Below are 26,419 nucleotides of genomic sequence, written 5' to 3' on the forward strand. Positions count from 1 at the left end.
GTGGGTCCCGGGTCGAACTCACCCTGCGTCAGGGCCCCGTCACGGCACCGCCGCGTCGATCGCCTTCACGATCCGCTTGTCGGAGACGGGGTACGCCGTGCCCAGCGCGTGGGCGAAGTAGCTGACGCGGAGCTCCTCGATCATCCAGCGGATGTCCAGGACCGACGACGGGACCGGCCGGCCCTGCGGCAGCTGCTCCAGGAGCCAGGCGTACTCGTCCCGCATCTCATGCACCTTCTGCATGCGCGTGGTGTCCCGCTGGACGTTCGTCGGCATCTGCTGCAGACGTCGGTCGGCCGCCACCAGGTAGCGCATCAGGTCCGGCATCCGCCGCAGCCCCGCCTCCGTCACGAAGCCCGGCTTCACCAGAGCGTCCAGCTGCGCCCGCACGTCCTGGAGGTTCGGCAGCAGCACGGGGCTGCGTACGGCCTTCAGGCGGCGTTCACAGGCCTGCCACGCGGCCAGGACCTGTTGCACCTGCCCCACCGTGCGGACGGTCGTGTCGACGATCTCGGCGCGCACCTTGTCGTACAACTTCCGGTACGACTCCTCGTCCCACGCCGGACCGCCGAAGTCCCCGATCAGCTTGTCCGCGGCGGCCATCGCGCAGTCGTCGAACAGGCCCTGGATCGAGCCGTGCGGATTCGCGGACAGCGCCAGCTTCTGCGCGTTCGTCAGGCGATCGCTCGCGAATTTCGCCGGGTTCACCGGGATGGTGCGCACGATCAGCCGGCGCGTGCCCTTCCACATGGCCTGCGCCTGCTCCGCCTCTGTGTCGAAGAGGCGCACGGAAACCGTGTCGCCGTCGTCGACCAGCGCCGGATACGCCTTGACCGGCTGACCGGCCCGGCGTGTCTCGAAGACGCGGGTGAGCGTGCCGATCGTCCAGTCGGTCAGGCCCGACCGCTCCAGGGACTCACCGCCGGAGCGCTCGGCCGTCGCCGCGGCCGCCTGCGACAGGGCCTTGCGGGCCTTGGGACGCAACTGGAGCTTCAGCGCCTCCAGATCCTTGTCCTCGGCCAGTTTGCGACGCCGCTCGTCGACGATCCGGAACGTGACCTTCAGGTGGTCGGGGACCTTGGACAGGTCGAAGTCGTCCGCCTCGAAGGGCACCCCGACCATCAGCCGCAGCTCGCGGGTCATGGTCGCGGTGAGGGGCTCCTGGAGGGGGACGGCCCGGTCCAGGAACGCCCTCGCGAAGTTGGGCGCGGGAACGTAATGCCGGCGGATCGGCTTCGGCAGGGACCGGATCAGCTCCGTCACCAGCTCCTCGCGCAGGCCCGGGATCTGCCAGTCGAAGCCCTCGTCCGTGACCTGATTGAGGACCTGGAGCGGGATGTGGACGGTCACACCGTCGGCGTCCGCGCCCGGCTCGAACTGGTACGTCACCCGGAACTTGAGGTTCCCCTGGCGCCACGAGTCCGGGTAGTCGTCCTTGGTGACCTCGCCCGCCTTCTCGTTGATGAGCATCTCGCGCTCGAAATCGAGGAAGTCGGGCTGCTCGTGCCGCTTGTGCTTCCACCAGGAGTCGAAGTGGGCACCGGAGACGACATGTTCGGGGATCCGCTGGTCGTAGAAGTCGTACAGCGTCTCGTCATCGACCAGGATGTCCCGCCGCCGGGCACGGTGCTCGAGCTCCTCGACCTCGGTGAGCAGCCGCCGGTTGTCCGAGAAGAACTTGTGGTGCGTGCGCCAGTCGCCCTCGACCAGCGCGTTCCGGATGAACAGCTCGCGGCTGATCTCCGGGTCGATCCGCCCGTAGTTGACCTTCCGCTGGGCGACGATCGGAACGCCGTACAACGTGACCTTCTCGTACGCCATCACCGCGGCCTGGTCCTTCTCCCAGTGCGGTTCGCTGTACGTGCGCTTGACCAGGTGCGCGGCGAGGGGCTCGACCCACTCCGGCTCGATCCTGGCATTGACGCGCGCCCAGAGGCGGGACGTCTCGACGAGCTCGGCGGACATCACGAAGCGCGGCGGCTTCTTGAACAGGGCCGAGCCCGGGAACACGGCGAACTTCGCGTTCCGCGCCCCCAGATACTCGTTCTTGGCGCCTTCCTTGACGTCCTTCATACCGACATGCGACAGCAGGCCGGCCAGGAGCGAGACATGGACGCGGTCGGCCGGAGCGTCGTCCTCGTTGAGATGGATGCCCAGCTGCTTCGCGACCGTGCGCAACTGCGAGTAGATGTCCTGCCATTCACGGATGCGAAGGAAATTCAGGTACTCCTGCTTGCACATCCGGCGGAACGAGGACGAACCCCGCTCCTTCTGCTGCTCACGGACATAACGCCAGAGGTTGAGGTAGGCCAGGAAGTCGCTGGTCTCGTCCTTGAAGCGGGCGTGCTGCTGGTCGGCCTGAGCCTGCTTCTCGGCCGGGCGCTCGCGCGGGTCCTGGATGGACAGCGCGGACGCTATGACCATGACCTCGCGCACGCAGCCGTTCTTGTCCGCCTCCAGGACCATCCTGGCCAGCCGGGGATCGACAGGCAGCTGAGCCAGCTTGCGGCCGGTCTCCGTGAGCCGCTTGCGAGGGTCCTTCTGCGCCGGGTCCAGAGCGTTGAGCTCCTGGAGCAGCTGAACGCCGTCACGGATGTTGCGGTGGTCAGGCGGGTCGATGAACGGAAACTTCTCGATGTCCCCGAGGCCGGCGGCGGTCATCTGCAGGATGACGGAAGCGAGGTTCGTCCGCAGGATCTCCGCGTCCGTGAACTCCGGGCGGGCCTCGAAGTCGTCCTCGCTGTACAACCGGATGCAGATACCGTCCGACGTGCGGCCGCACCGGCCCTTGCGCTGATTGGCACTGGCCTGCGACACCGGCTCGATGGGCAGCCGCTGGACCTTCGTGCGATGGCTGTAGCGCGAGATCCGCGCGAAGCCCGGGTCGATGACGTACTTGATACCCGGAACGGTCAGCGACGTCTCGGCGACATTCGTGGCCAGAACGATCCTGCGACCCGTGTGCTGCTGGAAGACACGGTGCTGCTCCGCATGGGAGAGCCGGGCGTAGAGCGGCAGGATCTCGGTGAACCGGTAATTCTTCTTGGTGAGGGCATCCGCCGTGTCCCTGATCTCCCGCTCACCCGAGAGGAAGACAAGGATGTCCCCCTTGCCCTCCTTCTGGAGCTCCTCCACGGCATCCGTGATCGCGGTGATCTGGTCCCGGTCGGCGTCGTCGCCGTCCTCCTCCAGCAGCGGCCGGTAGCGGACCTCCACGGGATACGTACGGCCACTGACCTCGACGATCGGGGCATCGCCGAAATGCCGCGAGAACCGCTCCGGGTCGATCGTGGCCGACGTGATGACGACCTTGAGATCCGGGCGCTTCGGCAGCAGCTGCGCGAGGTAACCCAGCAGGAAGTCGATGTTGAGGGACCGCTCGTGGGCCTCGTCGATGATGATCGTGTCGTAGGCGCGCAGCTCGCGATCGGTCTGGATCTCGGCGAGCAGGATGCCGTCCGTCATGAGTTTGACGAACGTGGCGTCCGGATCGACCTGGTCGGTGAAGCGGACCTTCCAGCCGACGGCCCCGCCGAGCGGAGTGTCCAGCTCCTCGGCGACACGCTCGGCGACCGTGCGCGCGGCGATCCTGCGCGGCTGCGTGTGCCCGATCATGCCGCGCACGCCGCGCCCGAGCTCCAGGCAGATCTTCGGGATCTGCGTCGTCTTCCCGGAGCCGGTCTCACCGGCGACGATCACGACCTGGTGGTCGCGGATCGCGGCAGCGATGTCGTCCTTCTTCTGGCTGACCGGCAGCTGCTCGGGGTAGGTGACCTCAGGCACCAGGGCGCGCCGCCCGGCCATCCGTTCCTCCGCCTTGCCGACCTCCGCCTCGATCTCGGCGAGCACGGCGGCCCGCGCCTCCGGCTTACGGATCTTGCGCGCACCTTCGAGCCTGCGCCCGAGCCGGTGCGCATCGCGCAGGGACAGCTCGGTCAGGCGGGGGGCGAGGGCGCCGAGGGCGGGGGCGGGGTGCGTAGACATACGGGATCCAGGATCTCATCCCGCCGAATTTGATGGCTAACCCTTTTGTCGTGACCCGTAACGGCCCCCGAGCGACCGGAGTGGCGTCGGGTGCGGTGGGGGGAACGAAAGAGCCCCTCTCCGAATGCTTCGGAGAGGGGCTCAAGCCCTGGTGAGGGCTGTTGTGGCTGGGGCCGGGGTCGAACCGGCGACCTTCCGATTTTCAGTCGGACGCTCGTACCAACTGAGCTACCCAGCCACGAGGTTTCACGTGAAACCTCAGCGGTCCTGACGGGATTTGAACCCGCGGCCTCCACCTTGACAGGGTGGCGAGCACTCCAAACTGCTCCACAGGACCAAGCTTCGTACGACAGTGTCGCACAGGGTGGTGCGTGCCCCCAACGGGATTCGAACCCGTGCTACCGCCTTGAAAGGGCGGCGTCCTAGGCCGCTAGACGATGAGGGCTATCGGCCCGCCTGGGCGCTTCTCAGCGCGTCGGGGACGTGAGAAGCATAGGGGATGGCGGGAGCTATCGCCAAAACGGTTTAGGGGGAGGGCGACGGGGTGCCCTCCGAGGGGGCGCTCGGGGAGGGTGTCGCGCCGGGCAGGTTCTCCTTGGGGAGGTGGCGGCTGACCTCGGCCGTCGTGAGGCCGAGGCCGCCCAGTTCGATCTCGTCCCAGGCCTGGAGGTGGCGGGTGTCCCGGTCGAAGTAGAGGATCGACGCCTCGATGGGGTCGGGGTGCTTGCCTTCGATGGCGCGCAGGCCGCTGCCGCCGGTGGAGCCTTCGATGCGGAGCCGGGTGCCGTACTTCAGGATCTCCATCTCGTCGTGGTGGAGGTGGCCGGCCAGGGCGAGGGGGACCTCGCCGTCGACTCCGCGGGCGGCGGCGGGCTCGTGGGCGATGGCGACGTCCACCGGGGTGCCGGCCGTGCTCTGGTCGCGCAGGGCGGTGGCCAGGCGGGCGCCGGCCAGTTCCTGGGACTGGCGGGCGCCGATCTGCCGGGACCGGTCGGGGGTGAACTGCGGGTCGCCGATTCCGGCGAAGCGCAGGCCCTTGATCGTCTTGGCCTTGCCGTCGTCCAGGACGTGGACGTTCCTGAGGCTCTGCATATAGCGCTGGGTGATCATCGAGTCGTGGTTGCCACGGACCCAGACGTAGGGGGCCCCGAGGTCCTCGATGGGGTCCAGGAAGCCGTTCTCGGCGGCTGTGCCGTGGTCCATGGTGTCGCCCGAGTCGACGATCACGTCGACCTTGTACTGCTCCACCAGCGAGGCGATGATCTTCCAGCTCGCCGGGTTGAGGTGGATGTCGGAGACGTGCAGGACCCGGATCGTGGAGGGGTCGGGTGCGTAGGCGGGGAGCGTCGAGGTGGCGTCGTAGAGCTTGGTCACGTTGGTGACGAGGCGGGCCAACTCCTTTTGGTAGACGTCGAATTCCGTGACGATGCTGCGTGCGTTGCCGACCAGGGAGGGGGCCGAGGTGAGCAGGCCGGAGAACTTGGGTTCCAGGACGGAGTCGGGGCGCCAGGTGGCGTAGGCGGTGCCGCCCGATGCGGCGAGGAGGGTGAGGGCGAGGCCGCCGGCGGCCATCGCGCGACGGGGGCGGCGGTAGACGGCGAGGCCCAGGGCGGTGGCGCCGACGACGACGGCGACGCCGGAGCGCAGGGCCAGGTCGAGCGTGCCGCGGCCGACGTCCTCGGTGACCTCGTCCTGGAGGCCGGAGAGGCGTTCGGGGTGGTCGACGAGGGCCTGGGAGCGGTCGGGGTCGAGCTGGTCGATGTTGACGTCCAGGCGGACGGGGGCGATGTGGCTGTTCAGCTCCAGGGCGCCCAGGGGTGAGATGTTGATCTTCGTGCCGCCGGCGAAGGACGGGCGCAGGGTCATCGTGGTGTTCATGGGGCCGACCGGGGCCCGGACGTTGCCCACGACCAGCAGGCCCAGCCAGGCGCCGAGGAGGACGACGGCGACGAGTCCCACCGCACGGGTCCACGGGTGCGGCTGTGCCACGAGTTCGACCGTGGCGGGTGCCTGCCGGGAGTGGTAGCGGCGGGCCAGGGCGCGCGGGGCGTTGCGGATCGGTTTCAGGACACTCAGGACTGCGGCGGGGACGCGGGCCATTGGTCCCGTATGCCCAAGTGCGCGGACGGATATGCGGCGCCGGAAGGCTCTCGTACGGCGGGGGTGTGGCCGACAATGGGCCTGTGCTGGAGATGACGCGTGAGGAGTTCGAGGAGCTGGTCGCCGAAGCGCTCGACCGGATCCCGCCGGAGTTGACCCGATTGATGGACAACGTCGCGGTGTTCGTCGAGGACGATCCGCCGGCGGACGATCCCGAGTTGCTCGGGCTGTACGAGGGGACTCCGCTGACCGATCGGGGCGAGTGGTACGCCGGTGTGCTGCCGGACCGGATCACCGTCTACCGGAATCCGACGCTGCGGATGTGCGAGTCGCGGGAGGACGTGGTCGCGGAGACGGAGATCACCGTGGTGCACGAGATCGCGCACCATTTCGGTATCGACGACGAGCGTCTTCACGCCCTGGGTTACGGCTGACCGGGTTGTGAATGCGGGGCGCGTGTCCTCTTGTGGGCGGCGGGAGTTGGAGGTGTTGACTCCTTCACCCTTTCCGGAGGTGGCCCCGTGCGCCCCTTGTACGTACCCGTCCGACTGGCCGCCACGGTCGTGGCGGTGGCCGCTGCCGCCGGCTGCATGAGCGTCGGCGACGACGCGGGTGGGAGCGTCAAGCCGTCGCACTCCGCCGGGCAGCGGGGCGGTGAGGCTCCGGACGGCGGGCCGGCGGTGTCGGGCGGTGGCGCGGGGTTCGGCGCGGCCGGTGCCGAGGGCGAGCGGGGGCGCGGCAAGGGCGAGAAGGGCAAGAAGGGCAAGGGTGGCGGGGCGGGGGTGTCGGCGTCGCCCGAGGCGTCGCCGAGCGCTGACGCGAGTCCGACGGTGCCGGGGCACGACAAGCCGGGCAAGCCGCAGCCGCCGCGGCCCACGGCCAAGCCGCCCGCCCCGCCGACGCCCACCCGGACGGCCGAGCCGGAGCCCACGCCGACGCCGCAGGAGCCGACGACGTCTCCGGAGCCGACGCCGGAGCCGTCGTCGTCGGCGCACGAGCCGCCGGGGCCGCAGCTCGCCCAGCGGGAGCCGGCGCCGGAGGCGGGGGCACCGGCGTAGGGCGGCGCCAGGGTGCGTCGGCGGGGCGGGAACTTTTCTTCCGGGTGCGGGAACAATCCCGGCCGGGGGGCGGTTGGAGTCCCTGGAAAGCTGTCCGGTCGCCGGACGGTGGCCCGCTGTCTCCTGCACAGTCCGGTTTGCCTTACGGGTCCCGGAGTGCGTATGGTGGCAGATCGTTTGAACCCATTCTTGCCCGGCGCCACTGCAGAGCGCGCCGTGTGGCGCGTACTCTCCCTTGCCGTGGTGGACCGCATTGAGGCGGTCGTATTGCGAATCGCGAATCACGGAGTTGACGGGCGCGTGCCGACTGAGACTCCGGAAGGTTTCGCATTCGCATGTCCATCGCCAGTACTGATCACGTCGTCGTGCCCGAGAACGAGCAGGCCGAGGACGCCCCCGAGGTCACCTTCGCGGGCCTCGGCCTTCCCGAAGGCGTCGTGCGCAAGCTCGCGCAGAACGGCGTGACCACCCCCTTCCCGATCCAGGCTGCGACCATTCCGGACGCCCTGGCCGGCAAGGACATCCTCGGCCGTGGCCGCACCGGCTCCGGCAAGACGCTGTCGTTCGGTCTGCCGGCCCTGGCCACGCTGGCCGGCGGCCGCACCGAGAAGCACAAGCCGCGCGCCGTCATCCTGACGCCGACGCGTGAACTCGCCATGCAGGTCGCCGACGCGCTCCAGCCCTACGGCGACGTCCTCGGCCTGAAGATGAAGGTCGTCTGCGGCGGTACGTCGATGGGCAACCAGATCTACGCTTTGGAGCGTGGCGTCGACGTCCTGGTCGCCACCCCGGGTCGGCTGCGCGACATCATCAACCGTGGCGCCTGCTCGCTGGAGAACGTGCAGATCGCCGTTCTCGACGAGGCCGACCAGATGTCGGACCTGGGCTTCCTGCCCGAGGTCACCGAGCTGCTCGACCAGGTCCCGGCGGGCGGCCAGCGCATGCTCTTCTCGGCCACGATGGAGAACGAGATCTCCACGCTGGTCAAGCGCTACCTGACCGACCCGGTGACGCACGAGGTCGACAGTGCCCAGGGCAACGTCACGACCATGTCGCACCACATCCTCATCGTGAAGCCCAAGGACAAGGCGCCGGTCACCGCCGCGATCGCCTCCCGCAAGGGCCGCACGATCATCTTCGTCCGCACCCAGCTGGGCGCCGACCGTATCGCCGAGCAGCTCTGCGACTCGGGTGTGAAGGCCGACGCGCTGCACGGCGGTATGACGCAGGGCGCTCGTACGCGCGTGCTGGAGGACTTCAAGAAGGGCTACGTCAACGCGCTCGTCGCGACCGACGTGGCGGCGCGCGGCATCCACGTCGACGGCATCGACCTGGTGCTGAACGTGGACCCGGCCGGTGACCACAAGGACTACCTGCACCGGGCGGGCCGCACCGCGCGTGCCGGCCGCACGGGCACGGTCGTGTCGCTGTCCCTGCCGCACCAGCGGCGTCAGATCTTCCGGCTGATGGAGGACGCGGGCGTCGACGCCGGGCGTCACATCATCCAGAGCGCCGGCGCCTTCGACCCGGAGGTCGCCGAGATCACCGGTGCCCGGTCGATGACCGAGGTGCAGGCCGAGTCGGTGGGCAACTCCGCGCAGCAGGCCGAGCGTGAGGTCGCCCAGCTCACCAGGGAGCTGGAGCGGGCGCAGCGCCGCGCGAACGAGCTGCGTGAGGAGTCCGACCGCCTGCTGGCCCGGGTCGCGCGCGAGCGGGGCGAGGAGCCCGCGGCCGTGGTGGCCCAGGAGGGCGGGGACGTCGCGACCGCCGTCGAGGTGTCGGTGCCCGAGCAGCCGACCGCGAAGGACGTCGAGCGCGAGGAGCGCCCGGAGTCCTCCGCTCCGTACGAGCGCCGGGAGCGGCGCGACGACCGCGGTGGCTTCCGCCGCGACGACCGTGGTGACCGGGGCGACCGTGGTGACCGGGGCGGTGACCGTGGCGGCCGTTCCTTCGAGCGTCGTGACGACCGTGGCGGCCGTTCGTTCGAGCGTCGTGACGACCGTGGCGGTTTCAACCGCGACCGTGACCGGGACCGTGGCGGCCGTTCCTTCGACCGTGACCGTGACCGTGACCGTGACCGCGGTGGTTTCCGTCGTGACGACCGGGCCGACCGTGGTGACCGGAGCGACCGTGGTGACCGCGGTGGCTTCCGCCGCGACGACCGTGGTGACCGGGGCGGTGACCGTGGCGGCCGTTCCTTCGAGCGTCGTGACGACCGTGGCGGCCGTTCGTTCGAGCGTCGTGACGACCGTGGCGGTTTCAACCGCGACCGTGACCGCGGCGGCGTCCGCCGTGACGAGCGCGGTGGGCACCGGGGCAGCGACCGTCCCTTCAACCGGGACCGCCGTGACGACCGTCCGGGCTTCCGCTCCGGCGGCCACGACCGCCCGGGTCACGACCGTCCCGGTCACGACCGTCCGGGTCACGACCGCCCGTCCGGCCGTCGTGACGACCACCGTGGCGGCTCTTCCTTCCAGCGCCGCGAGGACAAGCCGCGCTGGAAGCGCAACGGCTGACATCAGCGCATGAGGAGCGCCGTGGCTCCGTCCCAACGGGCGGGCCACGGCGCTCCGTCGTTGCGGCGCGGGCTCTGCGGGGCCCGCGGGGACACGCCCGGCCCGGCCGGTTCATGTCCCTCATCGGCCCAGTTCGTCCCTCCGGCGGGGCCGGGACCCCGATACCCGATCGGAGTCCCGGCGTGGTCCGGCTATGCTCGTGGGGGCGACATCGCCTGGGCCCTTAGCTCAATTGGCAGAGCAGTGGACTTTTAATCCATTGGTTGTGGGTTCGAGTCCCACAGGGCCTACCGAGGCCAGGGCCGCTCTGCGGTTCTGACCAGCGGTTTCGTGGCCCCGACCAGTCCTCCTGGCCGGGGCCACGCCATGTGTGGAGTCCGTCTGCGTGAGCGGGTGTGCCGACAGGCAGCGTGGCTTGTTCAGCCGCCGCTTCCTTTCTCAGGGTTCGCCGCCGCAGGCGTGCCCCCCTTTGTGGCATCGAAGGCGTTGGTGAGACCGTCGAGGCGGTCGGCAAGTTCCCGGGGCCGATCCGCGTGGGCCGTGAGGGTGTCCGAGAGGCGGCGCAAGTCGTAGGAACTATGCGGATGCCAGTCGCCATCCATCTCGACGTTCACGAAGGGGACGTGACCGGGTGGGCGCTCGGTGAAGGGGCACTGTTCGAAGCACGCGCGCAGAATCACCGGCCTGCCGCAGCTCGTTGAGACTGTGAATTCGTAGTCAGGGCTCGCGTGCGTGATGTCGACGCGGTAGCCACCGGACTGATGCTCTTGCTTGCTTCCCGCACACCAGTCGGGTTCCCAGACGGTGACGGGCCCGGTGTCGCACGTGGGGACAGTCACTGTCCGGGACGAGTTGTCATGATCCGGCATGAGCGCGTTCCTTGTTCCCGTAGCCATCGGCCCTGCGGCGGCGTTGGGGTGGGGATCCCGGCTCATTCCTCGTTCAAAAGTTCAGCCGCGGCCTTCGGATCCATGAGGGTCGACCAGGCTTGCTCGGCGGGAAGAAGGGGGCGGCTGGGGAGGGCGTACTCGGGGTACCAGACGGTGGGATCGCAGCCGGGTACATGGCGCAGGATGACCGCGGTGAGATCGTCGGGTACGGAGCCGGTGATGCGCACCGCGACATAGGTCTCATGGCCGTCGTCGGCGCGTACGAGGATGCCGAGGCGAAAAGTGGGAAGGTCGGCGGCGTGTTCATGCCCGTCGTGCAGTGATCCACGAGCCAGCTCCCGGACAGTGGCAGCGAGATGGCGGACAAGCCGGGCACCGGCTTCGAGTTGGTAGCGATCACGGTCGTTCTGGTCAGGGAGGAGATGCCCGACGTACGTTGTGGTGCTCAGGGGCTGGCGGTTGTCGGCGTTGTAGCGGGCTCGTGCAGCCCTCGCGGTCGTCTCCAGTGCTGAGTAGAAGTCGTCCGATGACCCGTCCTCGCGTTGCCCGGCAGCGATGAGCCAGGGCAGATCCTCGTCGGTCCAGACCGCTCCGCGCCAGCGTCGGACCTTGACTTTGAAGAGCACCTCATCATCGACCGAGCGGATCCGCTCATGTCCTGCCTCGTCGTCGGCGAAGTGTTCCCGGGCCTTGACCAAGATCGGGTGATCCAGTTCATCGAGCGGTTCCCGGGCTGACGGAAGCGGTAGTTTCAAGTCCTCGCGGAGTGCGCGGAGGGTGGGTCGAGCGGGCCGCACGGATCAGTCGTCCTCGCCTACTCCGCCGAGTTCCTTGATCCGCTCGGGTGACAGTCCGGTGAGCAGCGACACGCTCGATTCCACGGATCCGTCAAGCTTGCGCATCTTCTCCAGCATGTTGGCCCGAACCTCCTCACGGCGGATCTCCAAGTAGGTTCGGACGGCCTCCGCGACCAGGTCCTTCTTCGTCATCCCCAGGAAGTGGGCGCCGTCCGCGATCAGCTCGTCTATGGCCGCATCGACTTTCAACGGTGCTGTCGTCCGGTTTGTCCGACTGCGGGCTTCCTCTGTGATCCTCATGCTCACACCCTCTCTGGTACCAAAAGATACTCCTATTCTTCTCTACTCACGAGTGATGGGTGGACAGCGAAGCGCCTGCTCGACCTGCTTGTCGGGCTCGATGGACGCGGCGCTCGTCCCCCTGCGTGCCGGTCGGTGGAGTCGCGTCAGTGCTCGAAGGTGCGCTTTGCCGCCCATGGCGCGGCCAGCGAGTGCACGATGGACAGCGTCGGCCGGATGGCCGCCTGCGCGTCCGACTCCGGCCGTCGCGCCATCCGGGTGGCGCCGCGGCACCAGGCCATGCGGCCTCCAGGCATGAGGCAGGCCCCAGCCGGGCGACGCGAGGCGAAGAGTCGGGCAGCAGCTACGCGGTGGGCATGATCCGTTCCACGTGGGAGTAGGTGCGGGTCCCGATGGTCACCTGGAAGTCCGGGGAGACATCGACGAGGTCGACGAACTTCTGGACGATGCCGGCCATGTCGTCCGTGCCCGGGGGGCGGTGGACACCGTCACGTCGAAGGTGACTCTGCCACCGCCGGCAGGGCCGTACTGTTCGCGGTGACCTTCCACTGGCTCCGTTCCGGGCCCTGCGGGGTGCCGAGAGGCATGCCGGTGCTCCTGTCAGTTCTCGCTGATCCAGGCTGCGGTGATGCGGATGGTGATCCCGTTGGTGATGTTGGCCGTGGCGGTGCGGAGCGTGACGGCGCCGACCGTGCCGTCGACGTCCTCAACTCATCAACGGCCAAGACGGTAGGCGGCCAGCGCGAAGCCATGCGTAGAGGGGCGATTCGCTGGAGAACCCACCGCTGCACGGTCACTGCCAGTAAGGTGCTCTGGACACAAAGCAGAGATCACGGGGCGTGGGAAATGAGTAAGACCGTACGGCTGGAGTTGATAGGGCTTTCAGACACCGATGACGACGAACTCCTCAGCTTGGGCCACCAACTGCGTCGCTCTCTCCTCGAACTGGATGTGACAGACGTACAGTTGGCGCGTTCCCTCAGCGGTGTCGGGGCAGGGGCGAAGAGTGGTGAACTGATCGCTGCCGGAGCGGTTGCTGTCACCGCCGCCCCTTTCGTCCTGCGTCAGGTCCTCAAGCTTGCCGAGATTTGGCTGCAGAACCGTCCAGTTCGCGGCATCAAGGTGGAATTGGACGGCCGCACGATCGAGTTGAGTGACTCTTCGGATGTTGAGCGGGAACGGCTGATCGACGCTTTCCTGGCCCGTGGCGGGGCGCCCGACGAAGGTGAGACGGGCACTGTGCAACCGCAGCCCTCGACCTCGTGACCGCCCAGGCATTGGGCGAAGGCCACCGCAGGGCCCTGCTCATCGGCACGGGAACGTACGACCACCCGGAACTCTCCAAGCTGCTGTCTCCGGAGGCGGACTGCGCTGGATTGACCGAGGTCCTGCGCGATCCTGAGATTGGCCAGTTCGAGGTCCAACAACTGGTCGACGCCGACCGGCCCATGCTGGAGCGAGCGATCGAGGAGTTCTTTCTCACCGCGCGACGGGATGACGTCTGTCTGCTGTACTTCTCGTGCCACGGGGTCAGGAACCGCAGCGACAAGCTTTACTTCGCCGTTCGGAACACCGATCCGGAGCGCCCCGCGCACTCGGCGATCTCCGCGAGTTTCGTCCACGACATGATGGATGAGTGCCGTGCCCGCAGCGTTGTTGTTTTGGTGGACTGCTGCTACAGCGGATTGTTCATTCCTGGCGCCAAGGGGAGTGAATCGGCAGGCTTCGAGGAGGTACTGGCTGGCCACGGCCGTGTCATCGTCACTGCTGGCACCCGGATGCAGCGAGCCTGGGAAGGGGATCACTCAGACGCGGAGTCGCCTGCACTCTCGCGCTTCACCTCAGCGATCGTCGAAGGCTTGCGCAGCGGTGACGCCGATCTCAATGGCGATGGTCTTGTCACCCTTCAGGAGTTGTTCAAGTACACCTCTGAGCGGCTCCACCTGGAGGGGGTCGAACAGACGCCGCGGATGGGTGGCGAGATGCAGTACGACATAGCGCTGGCCAGGGTGAAGAAGAAGCGTCGGCAGCGGTCTTCGCGTACCACCAAGAAGACGCCGAGCCGTCGGACTGCCGGCCCGTCCCCGACCCGTCGAGCTGAAGTGCCCTGGCGGGTCTCGGCCGCTTCCGGCTCCGCTCGTCAGCCGGTCCTATCCGACGGCACCTTGGTAGTGCACGAAAAATACAGTCTGCACGTGTTCGACGCCGAGTCCCGCCGCCGGTACCCGCTGATTCAGACGAACTACCCCGGCAGCGCCGTCTTCCACAGTGGCACTGCCTACTTCCCGGGCCCGGGCAGCTTGCTGCGGAGCGTCGATCTGCGAACGGGGAAACCTCGTCGGTCTGCCCGGCTGCAAGTCTGTGACGGCCTTCTAAGCGTCTCCGTAGACACTCTGTACGCAACGAGTCCGGACGGCTCCCTGCACTCGATCGATGTCCGGTCCGATGGCGTTCGCTGGTCACAAAAGTTGGGGCAACCAGCCGTCGGCTGTCCTCCTGAAGTGGCCGCAGGCAGTGTGATCGTCATGACTGAGGAGCCCCGACCTCTGGGTGACACTACGGACCTCGCGGAGAAGCGCGTCCAGGCAGTCGTGGAAGTCACAGGCCAACCAAACTGGTCTTACCGGCCCGAAAGGCCGCTTTCCGGAGAATGGGCTGTCACCGACTCCGGCATCTACTTGGTCCAACAGGTCGATCTCTCTCGCCAGAGGATTGTGGCCGTCGACCCGACCAACGGTGCACCGCTGTGGCGGTTCGATGCAGCAGCCAACCTCGCTGTCGCTCCGGCTGCGGTGAGCGGATTGGTGGTGTTCGGTGACGTGGACAACCGGCTTGTCGCCCTCGATGCAAAGAGTGGTGCCCAGCTATGGGAACGGAAGACCACAGGGCGTGTTCTCACCCGGCCGTTTGCGGTAGGCGACACTCTCTTCACTGCTGATCGTGCGGCGACGTTGACAGCTTGGAAACTCCCCGTCGGCCGAAAGCTCCGCTCTTACGAGGTGCTTCTGAGCGCTGACCGCCAAGGGGCCCCAGCCTGTACCAATGACTGGCTATATCTGACGGACTCCCAAGGGGATATGCACGCCTTACCTACGAAGCTTCGTGCGTGAGCGATGCGTGAGCGGATGGAGTGGCACGAGCCGATGCGGCGCGGACCGAGTGTCACATGAGTGTGCTCTGACCTTGATGGTTCCGGACTCCGAAGGGGCTGACCGACTCGCCCCCATATCCCGACCAGGACTTTTAATCCATTGGCTGTGGGTTCGAGTCCCACAGGGCCTACAGAAGAGCCCCGGTCCGGATCGTCTCCGGACCGGGGCTCTCGCCGTTGCTGGGGGCGGGTCAGCTCGTGGTCAGCATTCCGGACCGCAGTCGGGCCACCGTGCGCGAGATCAGCCGGGAGACGTGCATCTGCGAGATGCCGAGCCGGGCGCCGATCTCCGCCTGGGTCAGTTCCTCCACGAAGCGCAGGTGGAGAATGAGGCGCTGGCGCTCGTCGAGTTCGGCGACCAGGGGGGCCAGGGCGTGGAAGTCCTCGACGAGTTCGAGGGCCGGGTCCTCCTCGCCGATGAACTCCGACAGCGTCGAGTCGCTCTCGTCCGGGGCGCCGGTGACCGTCGCGTCGAGGGAGGAGGACAGGTAGCCGTTGGCCGCGATCTGGGCCTCGACGACCTCCTCCTCCGACAGGTTCATCAGGGCGGCCAGTTCGGGCACCTTCGGGGCGCGGCCGAGGCGGGACGCCAGTTCCTCGGTGGCCTTGGCGAGTTCCGTACGGGCCTCCTGCAGGCGGCGCGGCACGTGCACCGCCCAGGACGTGTCGCGGAAGAACCGCTTGATCTCGCCGATGATGTACGGCACCGCGAAGCTGGTGAACTGCACTTCGCGGGAGACCTCGAACCGGTCGATGGCCTTGATCAGCCCGATGACGCCGACCTGGACGATGTCCTCCATCGACTGACCGCTGGTGCGGAACCGGCGGGCCGCGAAGCGCACCAGCGACATGTTCATCTCGATGAGCGTGTTGCGGGCGTACTGGTATTCGGGCGTGCCCTCCTCGAGGACGGCGAGCCGGTCGAGGAACTGCCCCGTCAGCCCGCGTGCGTCCTGGGGGGCGAGCTTCTGGGGCTCGGCGATCTGCGGCAGTTCCTCACCGGTGCGGGTGGCGGAATCCGTCGTCGTGCCGATGCGCATGGTCGCCGTCACGGGCCCTCCCTCTCAGTCCGGCCCGCTCCGATCCCCCGACAGGCCACCTCCAGCGCCGCTACCCGCCCTCGCCCCGGTCATGCCCCGCATATGCCCCGGCGAGACGTTGACCACAGTCGGCGCAGGTCGAGGCGGTGGCGGGGTACCCGGACCGGTACTGCGGCGGTACGGGCGGGGAGGGTGGGCGGTGGGTTGCGGAAGAGAAGGTCTCGAGGCTCGCGGAGCGGACAGTTGTCGTTTGACAACTATAGGTGGAGGGCAACAGCCTAGGCGTGCCGAACGTGCGCGGGAAGGGACCGGAAGGGCCGACTCCGTGCGACGGCGGGAAATTCAGGCAGTCCGGGTGCCGGACGAGCGGGAGTCTTCGGAGTCGTCGTGTATCTGGGCCGCCGCCGCGTCGCAGAACGCCTCCAGGCCCTGCAGCAGTGCGACCCGCTTCGCCGTGGGCATCTGGTCGAGCACCGCGCGCAGCGCCTTCTCCCGGCGCGTGCGCAGGTCGGCCAGGAAAGCGCGGCCCCGGCCGCTGAGGTGCAGGCGGACCTCGCGCCGGTCGGCCGGACTCACCTCCCGCTCGACGAACCCGGTCGCCTGCAGCCGGTCGCACAGCCGGCTGGTCGAGGGCGGTGTGGAGGCGAGGGAGTCGGCGAGCGTCCGCAGGTTGATGCCCTCGTGGTGTTCGAGCATGAGCAGCACCCGCAGCTGGGACGCGGAGGCCGGCGCGGTCGAGGCCCGGCCCCAGAGGACTTCCAGCAACTCCGCAGCCGTGGAGGTCACACGGGCGACCTCTGCGGGCTCAGGGCGGGGTCGGAGGGAAGTCACAATCACACTCTCGCAGGCACCGGGATGGCCGTCAGCGTACTAGGCGTGAGCTGAGCCGCCCGGGGCCGCTTCCCTGGCGCCCGTGGACAAGGACCGTTTCCGAGGACGCGCAGGCGTCCCACCGAGGATGGTGAGCAGACCACCGTGACCACGATCACGAACAGATTCGTGGCCGCCGAGCGCGCCCTGCGCACGGCGGCGCCCCATCAACTGCTGGACGCGGTCCGTCGTGTACTGACCGATCAGTACGCGGCGGACTCCGTCGAGCTTTTCCTGGCCGACTACGGACTGACGGTGCTTCAGCCCGTGTCCGTGCTGCCGCAGACCCTCCAGCCGGTGTCCGTGCACAACAGCCCGGCGGGCCGGGCCTTCGGCGCGCAGGAACCGCACGTGGAAGCTCTCCCGGGCGGCCTCGTGCGGGCGCACCTGCCCGTCACCGTGCGCGGCGACCGCCTGGGCGTGCTGACCGTCACCCTGCCGGGGGCGGAGCACACCGAGGGCTGCCTGGGCGAGCTGGCCGAGATCGCCGAGGTGCTCGGGCACGAGGTCTACGTGGCCGAGCGTGACACCGACCTGTATCTCCAGGCGCGCCGCCGGGACCGGCTCACGCTGGCCGCCGAGATGCAGTGGCAGCTCCTGCCGGGCCGCTCCTGCAGCCGCCCCGAGTACGAGCTGGGCGCTCAGCTGGAACCGGCGTACGCGATCTTCGGCGACAACTTCGACTGGTCCGCCTCGGCCGACCGGCTCAGTCTCTACGTCACCAACGGCATGGGCGAGGGCATCGAGGCCTCCCTGCTGACGAACCTGGCGATCAACGCCCTGCGCAACGCGCGCCGGGCCGGGCTGTCCATCGACGACCAGGCGGCCCTGGCCGACCAGGCGGTGTACGCCCACTACCGGGGCCGCTGCTACCTCTCCGTGCTCATGCTCGACTTCGACCTGGCCACCGGCCGGGTCCGCGCGGTGGACGCCGGGTCGCCGCAGATGCTGCGGCTGCGCCGGGGCGCGGTGGAGCGGGTGCCCTTCGACGCCCAGCTGCCGCTCGGCATGTTCGAGGAGACCGACTACGTGATCCAGGAGTTCCGGGTCGAGCCGGGCGACCGGCTGGTCTTCGTCAGCGACGGGGTCTACGACGTCGCCTCCCCGGGCGGCGAGGCCTACGGGGACGCCGCTCTGGCCCGGGCGATCCAGTCGACCCGGCTGCTGCCGGCCGCCGAGGTGCCCCGGGCCATCCTGCGCGAACTGACGGGCCACCGCGGCAGATCCACCCCCGACGACGACGCGCTCGTGGTGTGTCTCGACTGGCGTGGCCGGTAAGGGACGGGGAAGGCGCAGGTGGGGGGCGCCGGTGGGCAGTTGTTTGGTGGTGCCGTACGTCGGCACTAATGTTTGTCATACGGCAAGTAATGGCTGAGGTGCCGTCATGTGACCTCGGTCCGGCCCGTGCAAGGGAGCGATGCAAGTGTCGGTGTCGGAAGAGGACACGGAACAGGAGCCGGCCGCTCGCCGGCTGAGTGCCTTTCTGGAACGGCGCCGGGAGCAGATCGCCCAACGCTGGGCGGACGCGGCGTTGTTCCGCACCGTCTTCACCGTGTCGCGCGACGAGGCGGTGGAGGCGGGCAGGGCCGTGACCGCGGCGCTGGCGGCGGTGTCGGCATCGGGGCGGCTGGACGACATCCGGGCTTCCGGATTCGAGGCCGTGCGCGACCAGTTGGGGCGCATGGCGGCCTCCCGCGCCCGTACGGGCACCGACCCGGACGGAGTCGCCGACGAGGTGGCCGCGCTGCGCGTGCCGGTGACCGAGCTGCTGCGCGCCGAGTTCCCCGACCCGTACGCCCTCGAGGCCCAGGAGGTCGTGCTGGCGCTGACGGTGCTCATGGGCACGCTGCGCCTGGTCGTGATGGAGACGACGGTCAGCGCGGGCGAGGAGTTGATCGCCCGGCAGCGCGAGCAGCTGCACGAGGTGGCCACGCCGGTGATCAAGCTGTGGGAGAGCACCGTCGCCGTGCCGCTGATCGGCACCCTGGACAGCGCGCGCAGCCAGGTGGTCATGGAGAGCCTGCTGGACGCGATCGTCGCCGAGCGCGCACGGTACGCCATCCTCGACATCACCGGCGTCCCCACGGTCGACTCGCTGGTCGCCCAGCACCTGATGAAGACCGTGGCGGCGGCCCGGCTGATGGGTGCCGAGTGCATCGTCTCCGGCATCCGGCCCGCGATCGCGCAGACCATCGTCCACCTGGGCATCGACCTCGGCACGGTGCTCACCCGTTCGAGCCTGGAGGACGCGCTCGCCTACGCGCTCAGCCGGCAGGGGGTCGAGATCGCACCGCTGAGGACGGTCGGCGCGGCGGCGGACGCGGGCACGCGGTGAGCGGGCCGGCGGGCCGCGGGCCCCTGGACGGACACGGCTTCACCGTGCCCGTCCTCCAGCTGGGCGACGTCCTGCTGGTCACCCTCCAGGGGGAGCTGCACGACGGGATGGCCGAGCAGCTCCAGCAGGACATCACGGCCCGGATCTCGCACAGCCGGGTGAGCGGCGTCGTGATCGACATCTCCGGTGTGGAGATCGTCGACTCTTTCCTGGGCCGGGTCCTCGCCGAGATCGCCGCCGGAGCCAAGCTGCTGGCGGCTCGTACGGTACTGGCCGGGATGCGCCCCGCGGTGGCGATCACGCTGGTCGAGCTGGGGCTCACCCTGCCCGGCCTGCGGACGGCCCTGGACGTCGAACGGGCGATGGAGCTGCTGGGCGTGACCACGCGCCGGGGCGGGGGGAGTCCGTGATGCAGGCTTCCCGCCATGCCGGTCCGGCCACCCTGCCGATCGGCTCGGACGCCGATCTGGCGTGGGTGCGGCAGCAGGTCCGGCAGTCCGCTGCCGAGCTCGGCTTCGGGCTGGTGCAGCAGACCAAGATCGTCACCGCTGCGAGCGAGCTGGCCCGCAACACCCTCGTCCACGGCGGGGGCGGTCATGTGAGGATCACGCCGCTGGACGCCGGCCCGTCGCACGGCCTGCGGCTGGACTTCGTCGACACCGGGCCCGGCATCCGTGACCTGGACCAGGCCCTGACCGACGGTTACACCAGCGGCGGCGGACTCGGGCTGGGCCTGAGCGGGGCCAAGCGGCTGGTGCAGGAGTTCAAGGTGGACAGCCGGCCAGGTGAGGGGACCACCGTCACCGTCACCGCCTGGGCCACGGTCGTACCGGCCTCCCGGACGGTGCCGTGATGAGCAGGGTCTGGGACGTACCGGTGGACGACTCGACCCGGTTGCGGGACGTACGGGTGGCGACCGAGGAGGCCAGCGCCTGCGCCGGCCTGTCCCCGAACCGCACCGCGACCGCCGCGCTCGTGGCGACGGAGCTGGCGACCAACCTGCTGCGGCACGCGGACGGCGGGCGTGTGCTGATCAACCTCGTCGAGCGTGCGGACGACGACGCCCGCCGGGCGGCCGTCCAGCTCGTCTCCCTCGACCACGGCCCCGGCATCCCGGACGTCGCCGCGGCGATGCGCGACGGCTACACCACGACCGTCGCCGCCTCGCTCGGAGCCGGGCTCGGCACGTGCCGGCGCATAGCGAACGACTTCGACCTGCACAGCGCGCCCGGCCGGGGCACCGTCGTGATGGCCCGGATCGGCCACGAGCCCGCCGTCCGCTACCAGGGGCCTCCCCCGCCGGGTCCGCGCGCCGGGGGCGTCAACGTCCCCCTGGGCCGGGCCGAGCAGTCGGGGGATGCCTGGGGCCGGGTGCGCGCCGGCGACCGTCTGACCCTGCTGCTCGCCGACGGGCTCGGGCACGGGGCGAAGGCGGCCGAGGCCTCGACCACGGCGGTGAAGGAGCTGCGCGGCTTGGCGGAGCTGCCGCCCGCCGAGATCCTGCGGAGGCTGGGCCGGACCCTGCGTCCCACCCGGGGTGCGGCCGTCGCCGTTGCCCAACTGAATTTGTGGGAAGAGCAGTTGAGCTTCGCCGGGATCGGCAACGTCGGCGCCCGGCTGCGGAGCGACGGCGCGTGGAAGCCGCTGCTGTCCCACCCGGGCATCGTGGGCGCACAGGCGCCGACGTCCGTGCCCGTGCAGCGTCTTCCCTGGCATGCGGACAGCCTGCTCGTCCTCCACAGCGACGGCCTGCCGAGCCGCTGGACGCCGCCCGACGACGGCGTACTGCCCGGCTGCGACCCGGCGGTGGCGGCCGCGGTGGTGCTCCGGGACGCGGGGAGCGCGGCCCGGCCGACGCGGGACGACACGTGCGTGGCGGTCCTGACCGCCGGCGGCGTGAGCCGCCACGGCTCGGGAGCCTGAGGGCATCTGCGCACGGGGTGCCGTGTCCGCTTCGCTCGGATCGGCAGCTGTGATCGTCTGTCGGCTTGGTTCGGCTGCCTGTGACCGTCTGTCTGGCTTGGAGCGGCCGGTGGTTTTCGCTTAGGTCGGTTCGGCTGGTGTGATCGTCTGGCGGCTTGGTTCGGCTGCCTGTGACCTCTGCCTGGCTCGGATCGGCTGCCTGTGACCTCCGCCTGGCTCGGATCGGCCGGTGGTTTTCGCTTCGCTCGGGGTGACCGATGGTTTGTCCGCCTCCGGGGCTGCCTGGCGTGGTGGGGTCAGTCCGCCTCCGGGGCTGCCAGGCGTGGTCGGATCAGTCCGCTCCCGGGGCCGCCCGTGCGCCTCGCTTGGGTTGGCCTGTGCGGCCGTCCGTCCAATCCGGCTGACCGGTGTCCCGCCTGTCCACCCGGGCTGACGCTGACCTGCTGACCTGCTGACCTGCTGACCTGCTGACCTGCTGACCTGCTGCCCCGCCGACCCGCCTGACCCGCCCTGTCGGGCGAGGGCGTCTGCCCGTCCGGGCTGTTCAGCATGGCCTGGCCGGTGCCTCACCGGCTCTCGGGCCTGTCGGTGTCGGGCGGCAGCGTGGCCCGGGCCGTCAGGAAGCCTCGCAATCCTCTGCTCAGGGCTGCCCGTTCGGCCGGTTGCATGGCCGCCAGCGCTGCGGTCAGGGCCTGGGCGCGGCGGTCGGCGACGTCGCACAGGACGCGCTGCCCGTGTGGCGTGAGCCACAGTTGCACTTCGCGGCGGGTGTCGGGGTGCTGGGCGCGTTCCAGCAGGCCGGCCGCCGCCAGGCGGTCGCAGAGGCGGCTGGCGGTGGGGAGGCCGATGGCCAGGCCGTCCGCCAGGGCCGTCAGATTCAGACCCGGCGCCGCCTGCACGGTGCGCAGCGCCCGCAGCTGGTGCAGGGAGAGGCGCAGGGACGCCTCCTGCGCGGCGACCGACCACAGCGCCGTCAGGTTCTCCACGGCATCGGCGATCTGCGATGCGACGGTCTCCGGGCCATCGCCCGGTCGCCTCGCCCGGTGGTCGCCGGGGCCGCCGAGATCGGTCACGAAACGGTCACTTCCATAAAGCTCCGGGTACTGAAGAGGTCGCCCTCTTCCCAAGGCTGTACCCGATGAACCGAAGGGCAAGCAGCCCGGTTCGGTCCACGGCCTGACCGGGGGCGACTCAGCCGGCGCTGAGCTCCGTCAGCGCGGCGAGCGGCAGCGTGTGCTGGGTCTCGAGGACCTTGGCGCGCAGGTAGCGGACGTTGTGTGCGGTGGTGAAGACCCCGGTGGGGATCCGGTCCCGGACACCGACGCCCAGGGACCGCAACTGACTCGCCTTGTCGGGGTTGTTGGAGAGCAGGTCCAGTTCGCCGATGCCGAGGGCCCGGAGCATCTGGGCCGCGGCCGTGTAGTCGCGGGCGTCCTCCGGCAGTCCCAGCGCCGCGTTCGCCTCGTACGTGTCGAGCCCCTCGTCCTGAAGGGCGTACGCGTCGAGCTTGTTGTAGAGGCCGATCCCGCGGCCCTCCTGGCGGAGGTACAGGAGTACGCCGCCGCGCTCGGCGATGCTCTCGACCGCCTCGCGCAGCTGCGGGCCGCAGTCGCAGCGGGCGGAGCCGAACACGTCCCCGGTCAGGCACTCGGAGTGCAGCCGCACCAGCGGGACCGGGCCGGGCTCGCCGAGGATCACGGCCACGTGCTCCTGGCCGTCGGCCAGCCCGTGGAAGGTGACGAGCTCGGCGTCGGCCTCGTAGCCGTCGTAGAAGCGCAGCGGGACCCGGACGCGGGAGCGCGGGGTGGCGATGACGGCGGGGGTGTCGGGCATGCGGGGCCTCCGGGTCCGTTTCCTGTTCGGCTGCACAGCCGTACTGCTTAAGATTTGAAACAGTCGCACTGCTTTAGATTTGAAGCAGATGCACATCCCGAACCCTACTCGTGCTTCAAATTTGAAGCAATGAGAGGGGCGAGAATCCTGTCCGGTGTGACGCGCGTCACGAACAGGACGGTGAAGACCTCCGGCGCCACGGCACGTCGTCCGCCGCCGTCCTCGTCCCGTCCTCCTGGAGGCCCTGGGCGATCGCCGCGGTGATCTCCTCCAGCTGCCCCACCTGCTCCTCGCTGAGCCGGTCGAACAGGAAGCTCCGCACGGTGTCGACATGCCCGGGCGCCGCCCGTTCCAGCACGGTGAACCCCTCGTCCGTCAGCGCGGCGATGCTGCCCCGCTTGTCGTACCGGCAGGCCTCGCGCCGCAGCAGGCCGTCCTTCTCCAGCCGCGTCACCGCGTACGTCAGCCGGCTGCGTGTGATCTTCAGCCGCTCGGCGAGATCGGTCATCCGCAACCGCCGCTCCGGGGACTCCGACAGGACGGACAGGATGGAGTAGTACAGGTGCGGCATGCCGGCGTCCTGCTGGAGCTGCCGGTCGATCGCGTCCTCCAGGAGCAGCGAGGCGGCGACGTAGGCGCGCCAGGCGCGTTGCTCCTCGGGGGTGAGCCAGCGAGTCGTCATGCCCCCAGTGTAGGTTTGTTTAAAACTTGAACCAAGCCCGCCTTGGGGCCCTGTCGGTCCCGCCGTCCCGACCAGCCGCGGAGCGTCGATGCCTCACCCGTACGTCCTGCTGTCCGCCGCCGTCTCCCTCGACGGCTACTTGGACGACACCGGACCCGACCGCCTGCTCCTGTCGAGCCCGGCCGACTTCGACCGGGTCGACGAGGTCCGGGCCGGTGTCGACGCCATCCTGATCGGCGCCGGCACCGTCCGCGCGGACAACCCGCGGCTCCTGGTGAACTCGGAGGAACGCCGGGCCGCCCGCCGGGCCGCCGGAAAACCGGAGTACCCCCTGAAGGTCACGGTCAGCGGCTCCGGCGACCTCGACCCGGACGCCCGCTTCTGGCACACCGGCGGCGAGAAGGTCCTCTACACGACGGACCGGGGCGCCGAACGCGCCCGCGCCCTCGGCCTCGCCACCGATGTCGTCCCGCTCGGCGCCGACCTCGACTGGCGGCGGCTGCTCACACACCTGCACGACGTCCGGGGCGTGCGGCGGCTCATGGTCGAGGGCGGCGGCCTGATCCACACCCAGCTCCTCACCCAGGGCCTGGCCGACGAACTCCAGCTGGTCCTCGCACCCCTCTTCGTGGGCGACCCGGGGGCGCCCCGCCTCTTCGGCCCCGGCGGCTACCAGGGCGGCCGGCTCCGGCTGCTGGAGTCGCGGCGGATCGAGGACGTGGTCCTCATGCGCTACGAGCCGACCGCGCCGGGCACCGGCGCCCTGCCCGCCGCCGCCGACCACCACTGGCTGGCCCTGGCCTGCGAACTGGCCGACCGCTGCCCGCCGTCGGACACGGCGTTCAGCGTGGGGGCCGTCGTGGTCGCGGCCGACGGCACGGAACTGGCCCGCGGCCACTCCCGCGAGGCGGGCGACCCGGTCGTGCACGCCGAGGAGGCGGCCCTGGCGAAGCTCGACCCCGCCGACCCGCGCCTGCCCGGCGCGACGGTGTACAGCAGCCTGGAGCCGTGCGCCCGCCGCGCCTCCCGCCCCGCACCCTGCGCCCGGCTGATCCTCGACGCCGGCGTACGGCGCGTGGTCACGGCCTGGCGTGAGCCCGGCACCTTCGTGACGGACGCCGACGGCAGCGGCGTCCTGGCAGCCGGGGGAGTGGAGGTCGTCGTCCTCCCCGAGCACGAGGAGCGGGCCAAGGCCCCGAACCACCACCTACCGGGCTGAGCACGGGCCGATCGGTGGGTGTGCACGAGTGGTCCCGCGGATGGCGTACACTGGAGACACAACGACGCGGGGTGGAGCAGCTCGGTAGCTCGCTGGGCTCATAACCCAGAGGTCGCAGGTTCAAATCCTGTCCCCGCTACTGAAGGCCGAGGGCCGGAATCCAAAAAGGATTCCGGCCCTCGGTCATTTCCCCCGTACCCCATTACGCTCGGTGAGTGAACCACCCCGTTCCGCGCGGGAACTGACGCCCCGTCAAAACTCCTCAGTCACTTGCGAAGCGGTCAACTCGCCCGATTTACTCCGGTCATGGCAGGTAAGTCCGCGCGAAAAAGGTTAATGATCAAGCGGAATCGCTGGAATACCCCTCGCGCGTCTATTAACGTTCGATAACGCAGCGCGGTCGTCCCAGCCGTCACAGAAGGCGGCTCCGTGCGCACGCGCCGAATCCCGAAAGGGAACCGGGGAACCACCACTTGGGGTGAATCGGGCGTATACCACCGTGGAAGCACGGCCGGTATACGCGCGTAGGAGACCTTCCTGCTCCGAACCCGTCAGCTAACCCGGTAGGCGAGAAGGAAGGAAAGGAGCACGCCCACGTGGCGTCCAACCGGCCTGCCCCCGCGGCCCCGCTCGCGCCGAAGCGCGACACCGACACCTTCGGCTACGGCAATCAGCCCACCGAAGAGGGCCCGTTCCAGGAGTGGAACCCCACCGAGGAGTCCATCCGTCCCGTCCGTGGCCGGCATCGTGTCACCAAGCAGCGCGGCGGAGGCCTCGCCCGCAGCTCCACCGTCCTGGGCGTCGGCGTCATAGCCGCCGTGGGTGCCGGCGGCATGGCCAGCGCCCAGACCGGCAAGCCCCCGGTGTCCATCTCCGTCCCGGACCTGCCCTCGGTGGGTTCCCTCATCTCGGACGACGACACCCCCGAAGGTTCCGCCACTCCGCTCAGCAGCCTCGGCACCGCCGCGGCCGCCACCGAGCAGACCAAGGGCACCTCCGGCGCCGGTGCCGGCGAGGCACTGCGCGCCCGGATCATGGCCCAGGTCGAGCACCAGCAGGACCAGATCGAGACCAAGGCCGCCGAGGACGCCGCGGCCGCCGCCCAGAAGGCCGCCGCGGAAGCGGTCGCCAAGGCGGAGAAGGAAGCCAAGGACAAGGCCGCCGAGGCCAAGAAGAAGGCGGAGGAGGAGGCCAGGAAGAAGGCCGAGGCCGAGCGTCTCGCCGCCCTGGCCAAGCAGTTCACCCTGCCGACCTCCTCGTACACCATCACCTCCAGCTTCGGCCAGGCCGGCGCCTACTGGTCCTCCGGCTACCACACGGGCCTGGACTTCGCCGCCCCCACGGGCACGCCGATCAAGGCCGTGCACAGCGGCACCATCACCGAGGCCGGCTGGAACGGCTCGTACGGCTACAAGACCGTCCTCACCCTCGATGACGGCACCGAGATCTGGTACGCGCACCAGTCCTCCATCGGCGTCAGCGTCGGCCAGAAGGTCAGCACGGGCGAGGTCATCGGCCGTGTGGGCGCCACCGGCAACGTCACCGGGGCCCACCTTCACCTGGAGGTCCACTCCGGCGGCTCCACGAGCGGCATCGACCCGATGGCGTGGCTGCGGGGCAAGGGACTGAACCCGTAAGCCGTACCCACCCGTTGAAGCACCGGCGGCCCTGACGACGACCCCCCGACGTCAGGGCCGCCTCATGTCCGGGGCGTGCACGGC

Annotated in this window: 23 protein-coding genes, 5 tRNA genes and 1 riboswitch; of the genes, 14 read left to right on the forward strand and 14 right to left on the reverse strand. The window is 69.6% G+C overall.

What is annotated here, in order from left to right; genetic code table 11:
• Positions 1 to 39 precede the first annotated feature (39 nt).
• From hrpA to ACFY9S_RS07880, 5 genes are all read right to left on the reverse strand, one after another.
• Complete coding sequence (gene hrpA / locus ACFY9S_RS07860; protein ID WP_391124114.1) at positions 40 to 3,984, reverse strand: ATP-dependent RNA helicase HrpA; 3,945 nt, start codon at positions 3,982 to 3,984, stop codon at positions 40 to 42.
• Positions 3,985 to 4,148: 164 nt separating this feature from the next.
• Positions 4,149 to 4,222: transfer RNA gene (locus ACFY9S_RS07865), tRNA-Phe, on the reverse strand.
• Positions 4,223 to 4,246: 24 nt separating this feature from the next.
• Positions 4,247 to 4,321: transfer RNA gene (locus tag ACFY9S_RS07870), tRNA-Asp, on the reverse strand.
• Between the two features lie 35 nt (positions 4,322 to 4,356).
• Positions 4,357 to 4,429, reverse strand: a tRNA-Glu gene (locus ACFY9S_RS07875).
• An 80-nt stretch (positions 4,430 to 4,509) separates the two neighbouring features.
• Positions 4,510 to 6,084 (reverse strand): metallophosphoesterase, encoded by a 1,575-nt coding sequence (locus tag ACFY9S_RS07880; RefSeq protein ID WP_391124117.1) that lies wholly within the window; start codon positions 6,082 to 6,084, stop codon positions 4,510 to 4,512.
• Between the two features lie 83 nt (positions 6,085 to 6,167).
• Here ACFY9S_RS07880 and ACFY9S_RS07885 point away from each other — a divergent pair, with 83 nt between their 5' ends.
• The 4 genes from ACFY9S_RS07885 to ACFY9S_RS07900 all read left to right on the forward strand — a co-directional run bounded on the left by ACFY9S_RS07885 (position 6,168) and on the right by ACFY9S_RS07900 (position 9,948).
• Positions 6,168 to 6,518, forward strand: coding sequence for a metallopeptidase family protein (locus ACFY9S_RS07885; protein WP_361922381.1), 351 nt, complete (start codon positions 6,168 to 6,170; stop codon positions 6,516 to 6,518).
• An 87-nt stretch (positions 6,519 to 6,605) separates the two neighbouring features.
• Positions 6,606 to 7,142, forward strand: a complete 537-nt coding sequence (locus ACFY9S_RS07890; protein ID WP_391124121.1) for a hypothetical protein — start codon at positions 6,606 to 6,608, stop codon at positions 7,140 to 7,142.
• A 335-nt stretch (positions 7,143 to 7,477) separates the two neighbouring features.
• Positions 7,478 to 9,658, forward strand: a complete 2,181-nt coding sequence (locus ACFY9S_RS07895) for a DEAD/DEAH box helicase (RefSeq protein ID WP_391124123.1) — start codon at positions 7,478 to 7,480, stop codon at positions 9,656 to 9,658.
• Between the two features lie 217 nt (positions 9,659 to 9,875).
• A tRNA-Lys gene (locus ACFY9S_RS07900) sits at positions 9,876 to 9,948 on the forward strand.
• Positions 9,949 to 10,077: 129 nt separating this feature from the next.
• Here ACFY9S_RS07900 and ACFY9S_RS07905 read toward each other — a convergent pair.
• From ACFY9S_RS07905 to ACFY9S_RS07920, 4 genes are all read right to left on the reverse strand, one after another.
• A complete protein-coding gene (locus tag ACFY9S_RS07905; RefSeq protein ID WP_391124126.1) occupies positions 10,078 to 10,527 on the reverse strand; it encodes a DUF6907 domain-containing protein in 450 nt (149 codons plus the stop codon).
• A 62-nt stretch (positions 10,528 to 10,589) separates the two neighbouring features.
• The gene (locus ACFY9S_RS07910; protein ID WP_391124129.1) at positions 10,590 to 11,246 is read right to left on the reverse strand and encodes a hypothetical protein; all 657 of its coding nucleotides are present in this window, start codon (positions 11,244 to 11,246) and stop codon (positions 10,590 to 10,592) included.
• Between the two features lie 102 nt (positions 11,247 to 11,348).
• The gene (locus ACFY9S_RS07915) at positions 11,349 to 11,645 is read right to left on the reverse strand and encodes a hypothetical protein (protein WP_391124132.1); all 297 of its coding nucleotides are present in this window, start codon (positions 11,643 to 11,645) and stop codon (positions 11,349 to 11,351) included.
• A gap of 146 nt (positions 11,646 to 11,791) precedes the next feature.
• Positions 11,792 to 11,926, reverse strand: a complete 135-nt coding sequence (locus ACFY9S_RS07920) for a hypothetical protein (RefSeq protein WP_391124135.1) — start codon at positions 11,924 to 11,926, stop codon at positions 11,792 to 11,794.
• Between the two features lie 304 nt (positions 11,927 to 12,230).
• Here ACFY9S_RS07920 and ACFY9S_RS07925 point away from each other — a divergent pair, with 304 nt between their 5' ends.
• Both ACFY9S_RS07925 and ACFY9S_RS07930 read left to right on the forward strand, forming a co-directional pair.
• A complete protein-coding gene (locus tag ACFY9S_RS07925) occupies positions 12,231 to 12,911 on the forward strand; it encodes a hypothetical protein (protein WP_391124137.1) in 681 nt (226 codons plus the stop codon).
• Positions 12,908 to 14,755, forward strand: a complete 1,848-nt coding sequence (locus ACFY9S_RS07930; RefSeq protein ID WP_391124140.1) for a PQQ-binding-like beta-propeller repeat protein — start codon at positions 12,908 to 12,910, stop codon at positions 14,753 to 14,755. The genes ACFY9S_RS07925 and ACFY9S_RS07930 overlap by 4 nt, the downstream gene beginning before the upstream one ends.
• Positions 14,756 to 14,987: 232 nt before the next feature.
• Here the strand turns inward: ACFY9S_RS07930 and ACFY9S_RS07935 are convergent, their stop codons facing one another.
• Positions 14,988 to 15,836: a SigB/SigF/SigG family RNA polymerase sigma factor gene (locus tag ACFY9S_RS07935; RefSeq protein ID WP_391124277.1), complete on the reverse strand. Its 849-nt coding sequence runs from the start codon at positions 15,834 to 15,836 to the stop codon at positions 14,988 to 14,990.
• A gap of 342 nt (positions 15,837 to 16,178) precedes the next feature.
• Complete coding sequence (locus ACFY9S_RS07940) at positions 16,179 to 16,673, reverse strand: MarR family transcriptional regulator (RefSeq protein ID WP_391124143.1); 495 nt, start codon at positions 16,671 to 16,673, stop codon at positions 16,179 to 16,181.
• A 138-nt stretch (positions 16,674 to 16,811) separates the two neighbouring features.
• Here ACFY9S_RS07940 and ACFY9S_RS07945 point away from each other — a divergent pair, with 138 nt between their 5' ends.
• The 5 genes from ACFY9S_RS07945 to ACFY9S_RS07965 all read left to right on the forward strand — a co-directional run bounded on the left by ACFY9S_RS07945 (position 16,812) and on the right by ACFY9S_RS07965 (position 20,964).
• The gene (locus tag ACFY9S_RS07945; protein WP_391124146.1) at positions 16,812 to 17,984 is read left to right on the forward strand and encodes a SpoIIE family protein phosphatase; all 1,173 of its coding nucleotides are present in this window, start codon (positions 16,812 to 16,814) and stop codon (positions 17,982 to 17,984) included.
• A gap of 145 nt (positions 17,985 to 18,129) precedes the next feature.
• Complete coding sequence (locus ACFY9S_RS07950) at positions 18,130 to 19,041, forward strand: RsbRD N-terminal domain-containing protein (RefSeq protein ID WP_391124149.1); 912 nt, start codon at positions 18,130 to 18,132, stop codon at positions 19,039 to 19,041.
• Positions 19,038 to 19,451 (forward strand): STAS domain-containing protein, encoded by a 414-nt coding sequence (locus tag ACFY9S_RS07955; RefSeq protein ID WP_391124152.1) that lies wholly within the window; start codon positions 19,038 to 19,040, stop codon positions 19,449 to 19,451. The genes ACFY9S_RS07950 and ACFY9S_RS07955 overlap by 4 nt, the downstream gene beginning before the upstream one ends.
• The gene (locus ACFY9S_RS07960) at positions 19,451 to 19,894 is read left to right on the forward strand and encodes an ATP-binding protein (protein WP_391124154.1); all 444 of its coding nucleotides are present in this window, start codon (positions 19,451 to 19,453) and stop codon (positions 19,892 to 19,894) included. Before ACFY9S_RS07955 ends, ACFY9S_RS07960 begins: the two co-directional genes overlap by 1 nt.
• Positions 19,894 to 20,964, forward strand: coding sequence for a SpoIIE family protein phosphatase (locus tag ACFY9S_RS07965; protein ID WP_391124157.1), 1,071 nt, complete (start codon positions 19,894 to 19,896; stop codon positions 20,962 to 20,964). Before ACFY9S_RS07960 ends, ACFY9S_RS07965 begins: the two co-directional genes overlap by 1 nt.
• Positions 20,965 to 21,530: 566 nt before the next feature.
• Here ACFY9S_RS07965 and ACFY9S_RS07970 read toward each other — a convergent pair.
• From ACFY9S_RS07970 to ACFY9S_RS07980, 3 genes are all read right to left on the reverse strand, one after another.
• Complete coding sequence (locus tag ACFY9S_RS07970; RefSeq protein ID WP_391124160.1) at positions 21,531 to 22,037, reverse strand: MarR family transcriptional regulator; 507 nt, start codon at positions 22,035 to 22,037, stop codon at positions 21,531 to 21,533.
• 118 nt (positions 22,038 to 22,155) lie between these two features.
• Positions 22,156 to 22,797 (reverse strand): GTP cyclohydrolase II RibA, encoded by a 642-nt coding sequence (ribA, locus tag ACFY9S_RS07975; protein WP_391124163.1) that lies wholly within the window; start codon positions 22,795 to 22,797, stop codon positions 22,156 to 22,158.
• A gap of 166 nt (positions 22,798 to 22,963) precedes the next feature.
• Positions 22,964 to 23,479: a MarR family transcriptional regulator gene (locus tag ACFY9S_RS07980; protein WP_391124166.1), complete on the reverse strand. Its 516-nt coding sequence runs from the start codon at positions 23,477 to 23,479 to the stop codon at positions 22,964 to 22,966.
• A gap of 88 nt (positions 23,480 to 23,567) precedes the next feature.
• Between ACFY9S_RS07980 and ACFY9S_RS07985 the strand changes: the two genes are divergently transcribed.
• The 3 genes from ACFY9S_RS07985 to ACFY9S_RS07995 all read left to right on the forward strand — a co-directional run bounded on the left by ACFY9S_RS07985 (position 23,568) and on the right by ACFY9S_RS07995 (position 26,335).
• Entirely contained in the window at positions 23,568 to 24,698 is a 1,131-nt protein-coding gene (locus ACFY9S_RS07985; RefSeq protein WP_391124169.1) for a dihydrofolate reductase family protein, read from the forward strand.
• 65 nt (positions 24,699 to 24,763) lie between these two features.
• Positions 24,764 to 24,837, forward strand: a tRNA-Met gene (locus ACFY9S_RS07990).
• Positions 24,838 to 25,126: 289 nt separating this feature from the next.
• Positions 25,127 to 25,283, forward strand: a riboswitch (cyclic di-AMP (ydaO/yuaA leader).
• An 11-nt stretch (positions 25,284 to 25,294) separates the two neighbouring features.
• A complete protein-coding gene (locus tag ACFY9S_RS07995; protein ID WP_391124172.1) occupies positions 25,295 to 26,335 on the forward strand; it encodes a peptidoglycan DD-metalloendopeptidase family protein in 1,041 nt (346 codons plus the stop codon).
• Positions 26,336 to 26,419: the final 84 nt, after the last annotated feature.

It is taken from the genome of Streptomyces sp. NPDC012474 (assembly GCF_042955185.1).
Classification (GTDB): domain Bacteria; phylum Actinomycetota; class Actinomycetes; order Streptomycetales; family Streptomycetaceae; genus Streptomyces; species Streptomyces cahuitamycinicus.

Excerpts from the sequence above, each read along its gene's own strand:
- ACFY9S_RS07880 (WP_391124117.1), bottom strand. The coding sequence starts at position 6,084 with ATGGCCCGCGTCCCCGCCGCAGTCCTGAGTGTCCTGAAACCGATCCGC.
- ACFY9S_RS07980 (WP_391124166.1), bottom strand. The coding sequence starts at position 23,479 with ATGACGACTCGCTGGCTCACCCCCGAGGAGCAACGCGCCTGGCGCGCC.
- hrpA (WP_391124114.1), bottom strand. The coding sequence starts at position 3,984 with ATGTCTACGCACCCCGCCCCCGCCCTCGGCGCCCTCGCCCCCCGCCTG.
- ACFY9S_RS07935 (WP_391124277.1), bottom strand. The coding sequence starts at position 15,836 with ATGCGCATCGGCACGACGACGGATTCCGCCACCCGCACCGGTGAGGAA.
- ACFY9S_RS07960 (WP_391124154.1), top strand. The coding sequence starts at position 19,451 with ATGCAGGCTTCCCGCCATGCCGGTCCGGCCACCCTGCCGATCGGCTCG.
- ACFY9S_RS07985 (WP_391124169.1), top strand. The coding sequence starts at position 23,568 with ATGCCTCACCCGTACGTCCTGCTGTCCGCCGCCGTCTCCCTCGACGGC.
- ACFY9S_RS07965 (WP_391124157.1), top strand. The coding sequence starts at position 19,894 with ATGAGCAGGGTCTGGGACGTACCGGTGGACGACTCGACCCGGTTGCGG.
- ACFY9S_RS07915 (WP_391124132.1), bottom strand. The coding sequence starts at position 11,645 with ATGAGGATCACAGAGGAAGCCCGCAGTCGGACAAACCGGACGACAGCA.
- ACFY9S_RS07895 (WP_391124123.1), top strand. The coding sequence starts at position 7,478 with ATGTCCATCGCCAGTACTGATCACGTCGTCGTGCCCGAGAACGAGCAG.
- ACFY9S_RS07920 (WP_391124135.1), bottom strand. The coding sequence starts at position 11,926 with ATGGCCTGGTGCCGCGGCGCCACCCGGATGGCGCGACGGCCGGAGTCG.
- ACFY9S_RS07905 (WP_391124126.1), bottom strand. The coding sequence starts at position 10,527 with ATGCCGGATCATGACAACTCGTCCCGGACAGTGACTGTCCCCACGTGC.
- ACFY9S_RS07925 (WP_391124137.1), top strand. The coding sequence starts at position 12,231 with ATGCCGGTGCTCCTGTCAGTTCTCGCTGATCCAGGCTGCGGTGATGCG.
- ribA (WP_391124163.1), bottom strand. The coding sequence starts at position 22,797 with ATGCCCGACACCCCCGCCGTCATCGCCACCCCGCGCTCCCGCGTCCGG.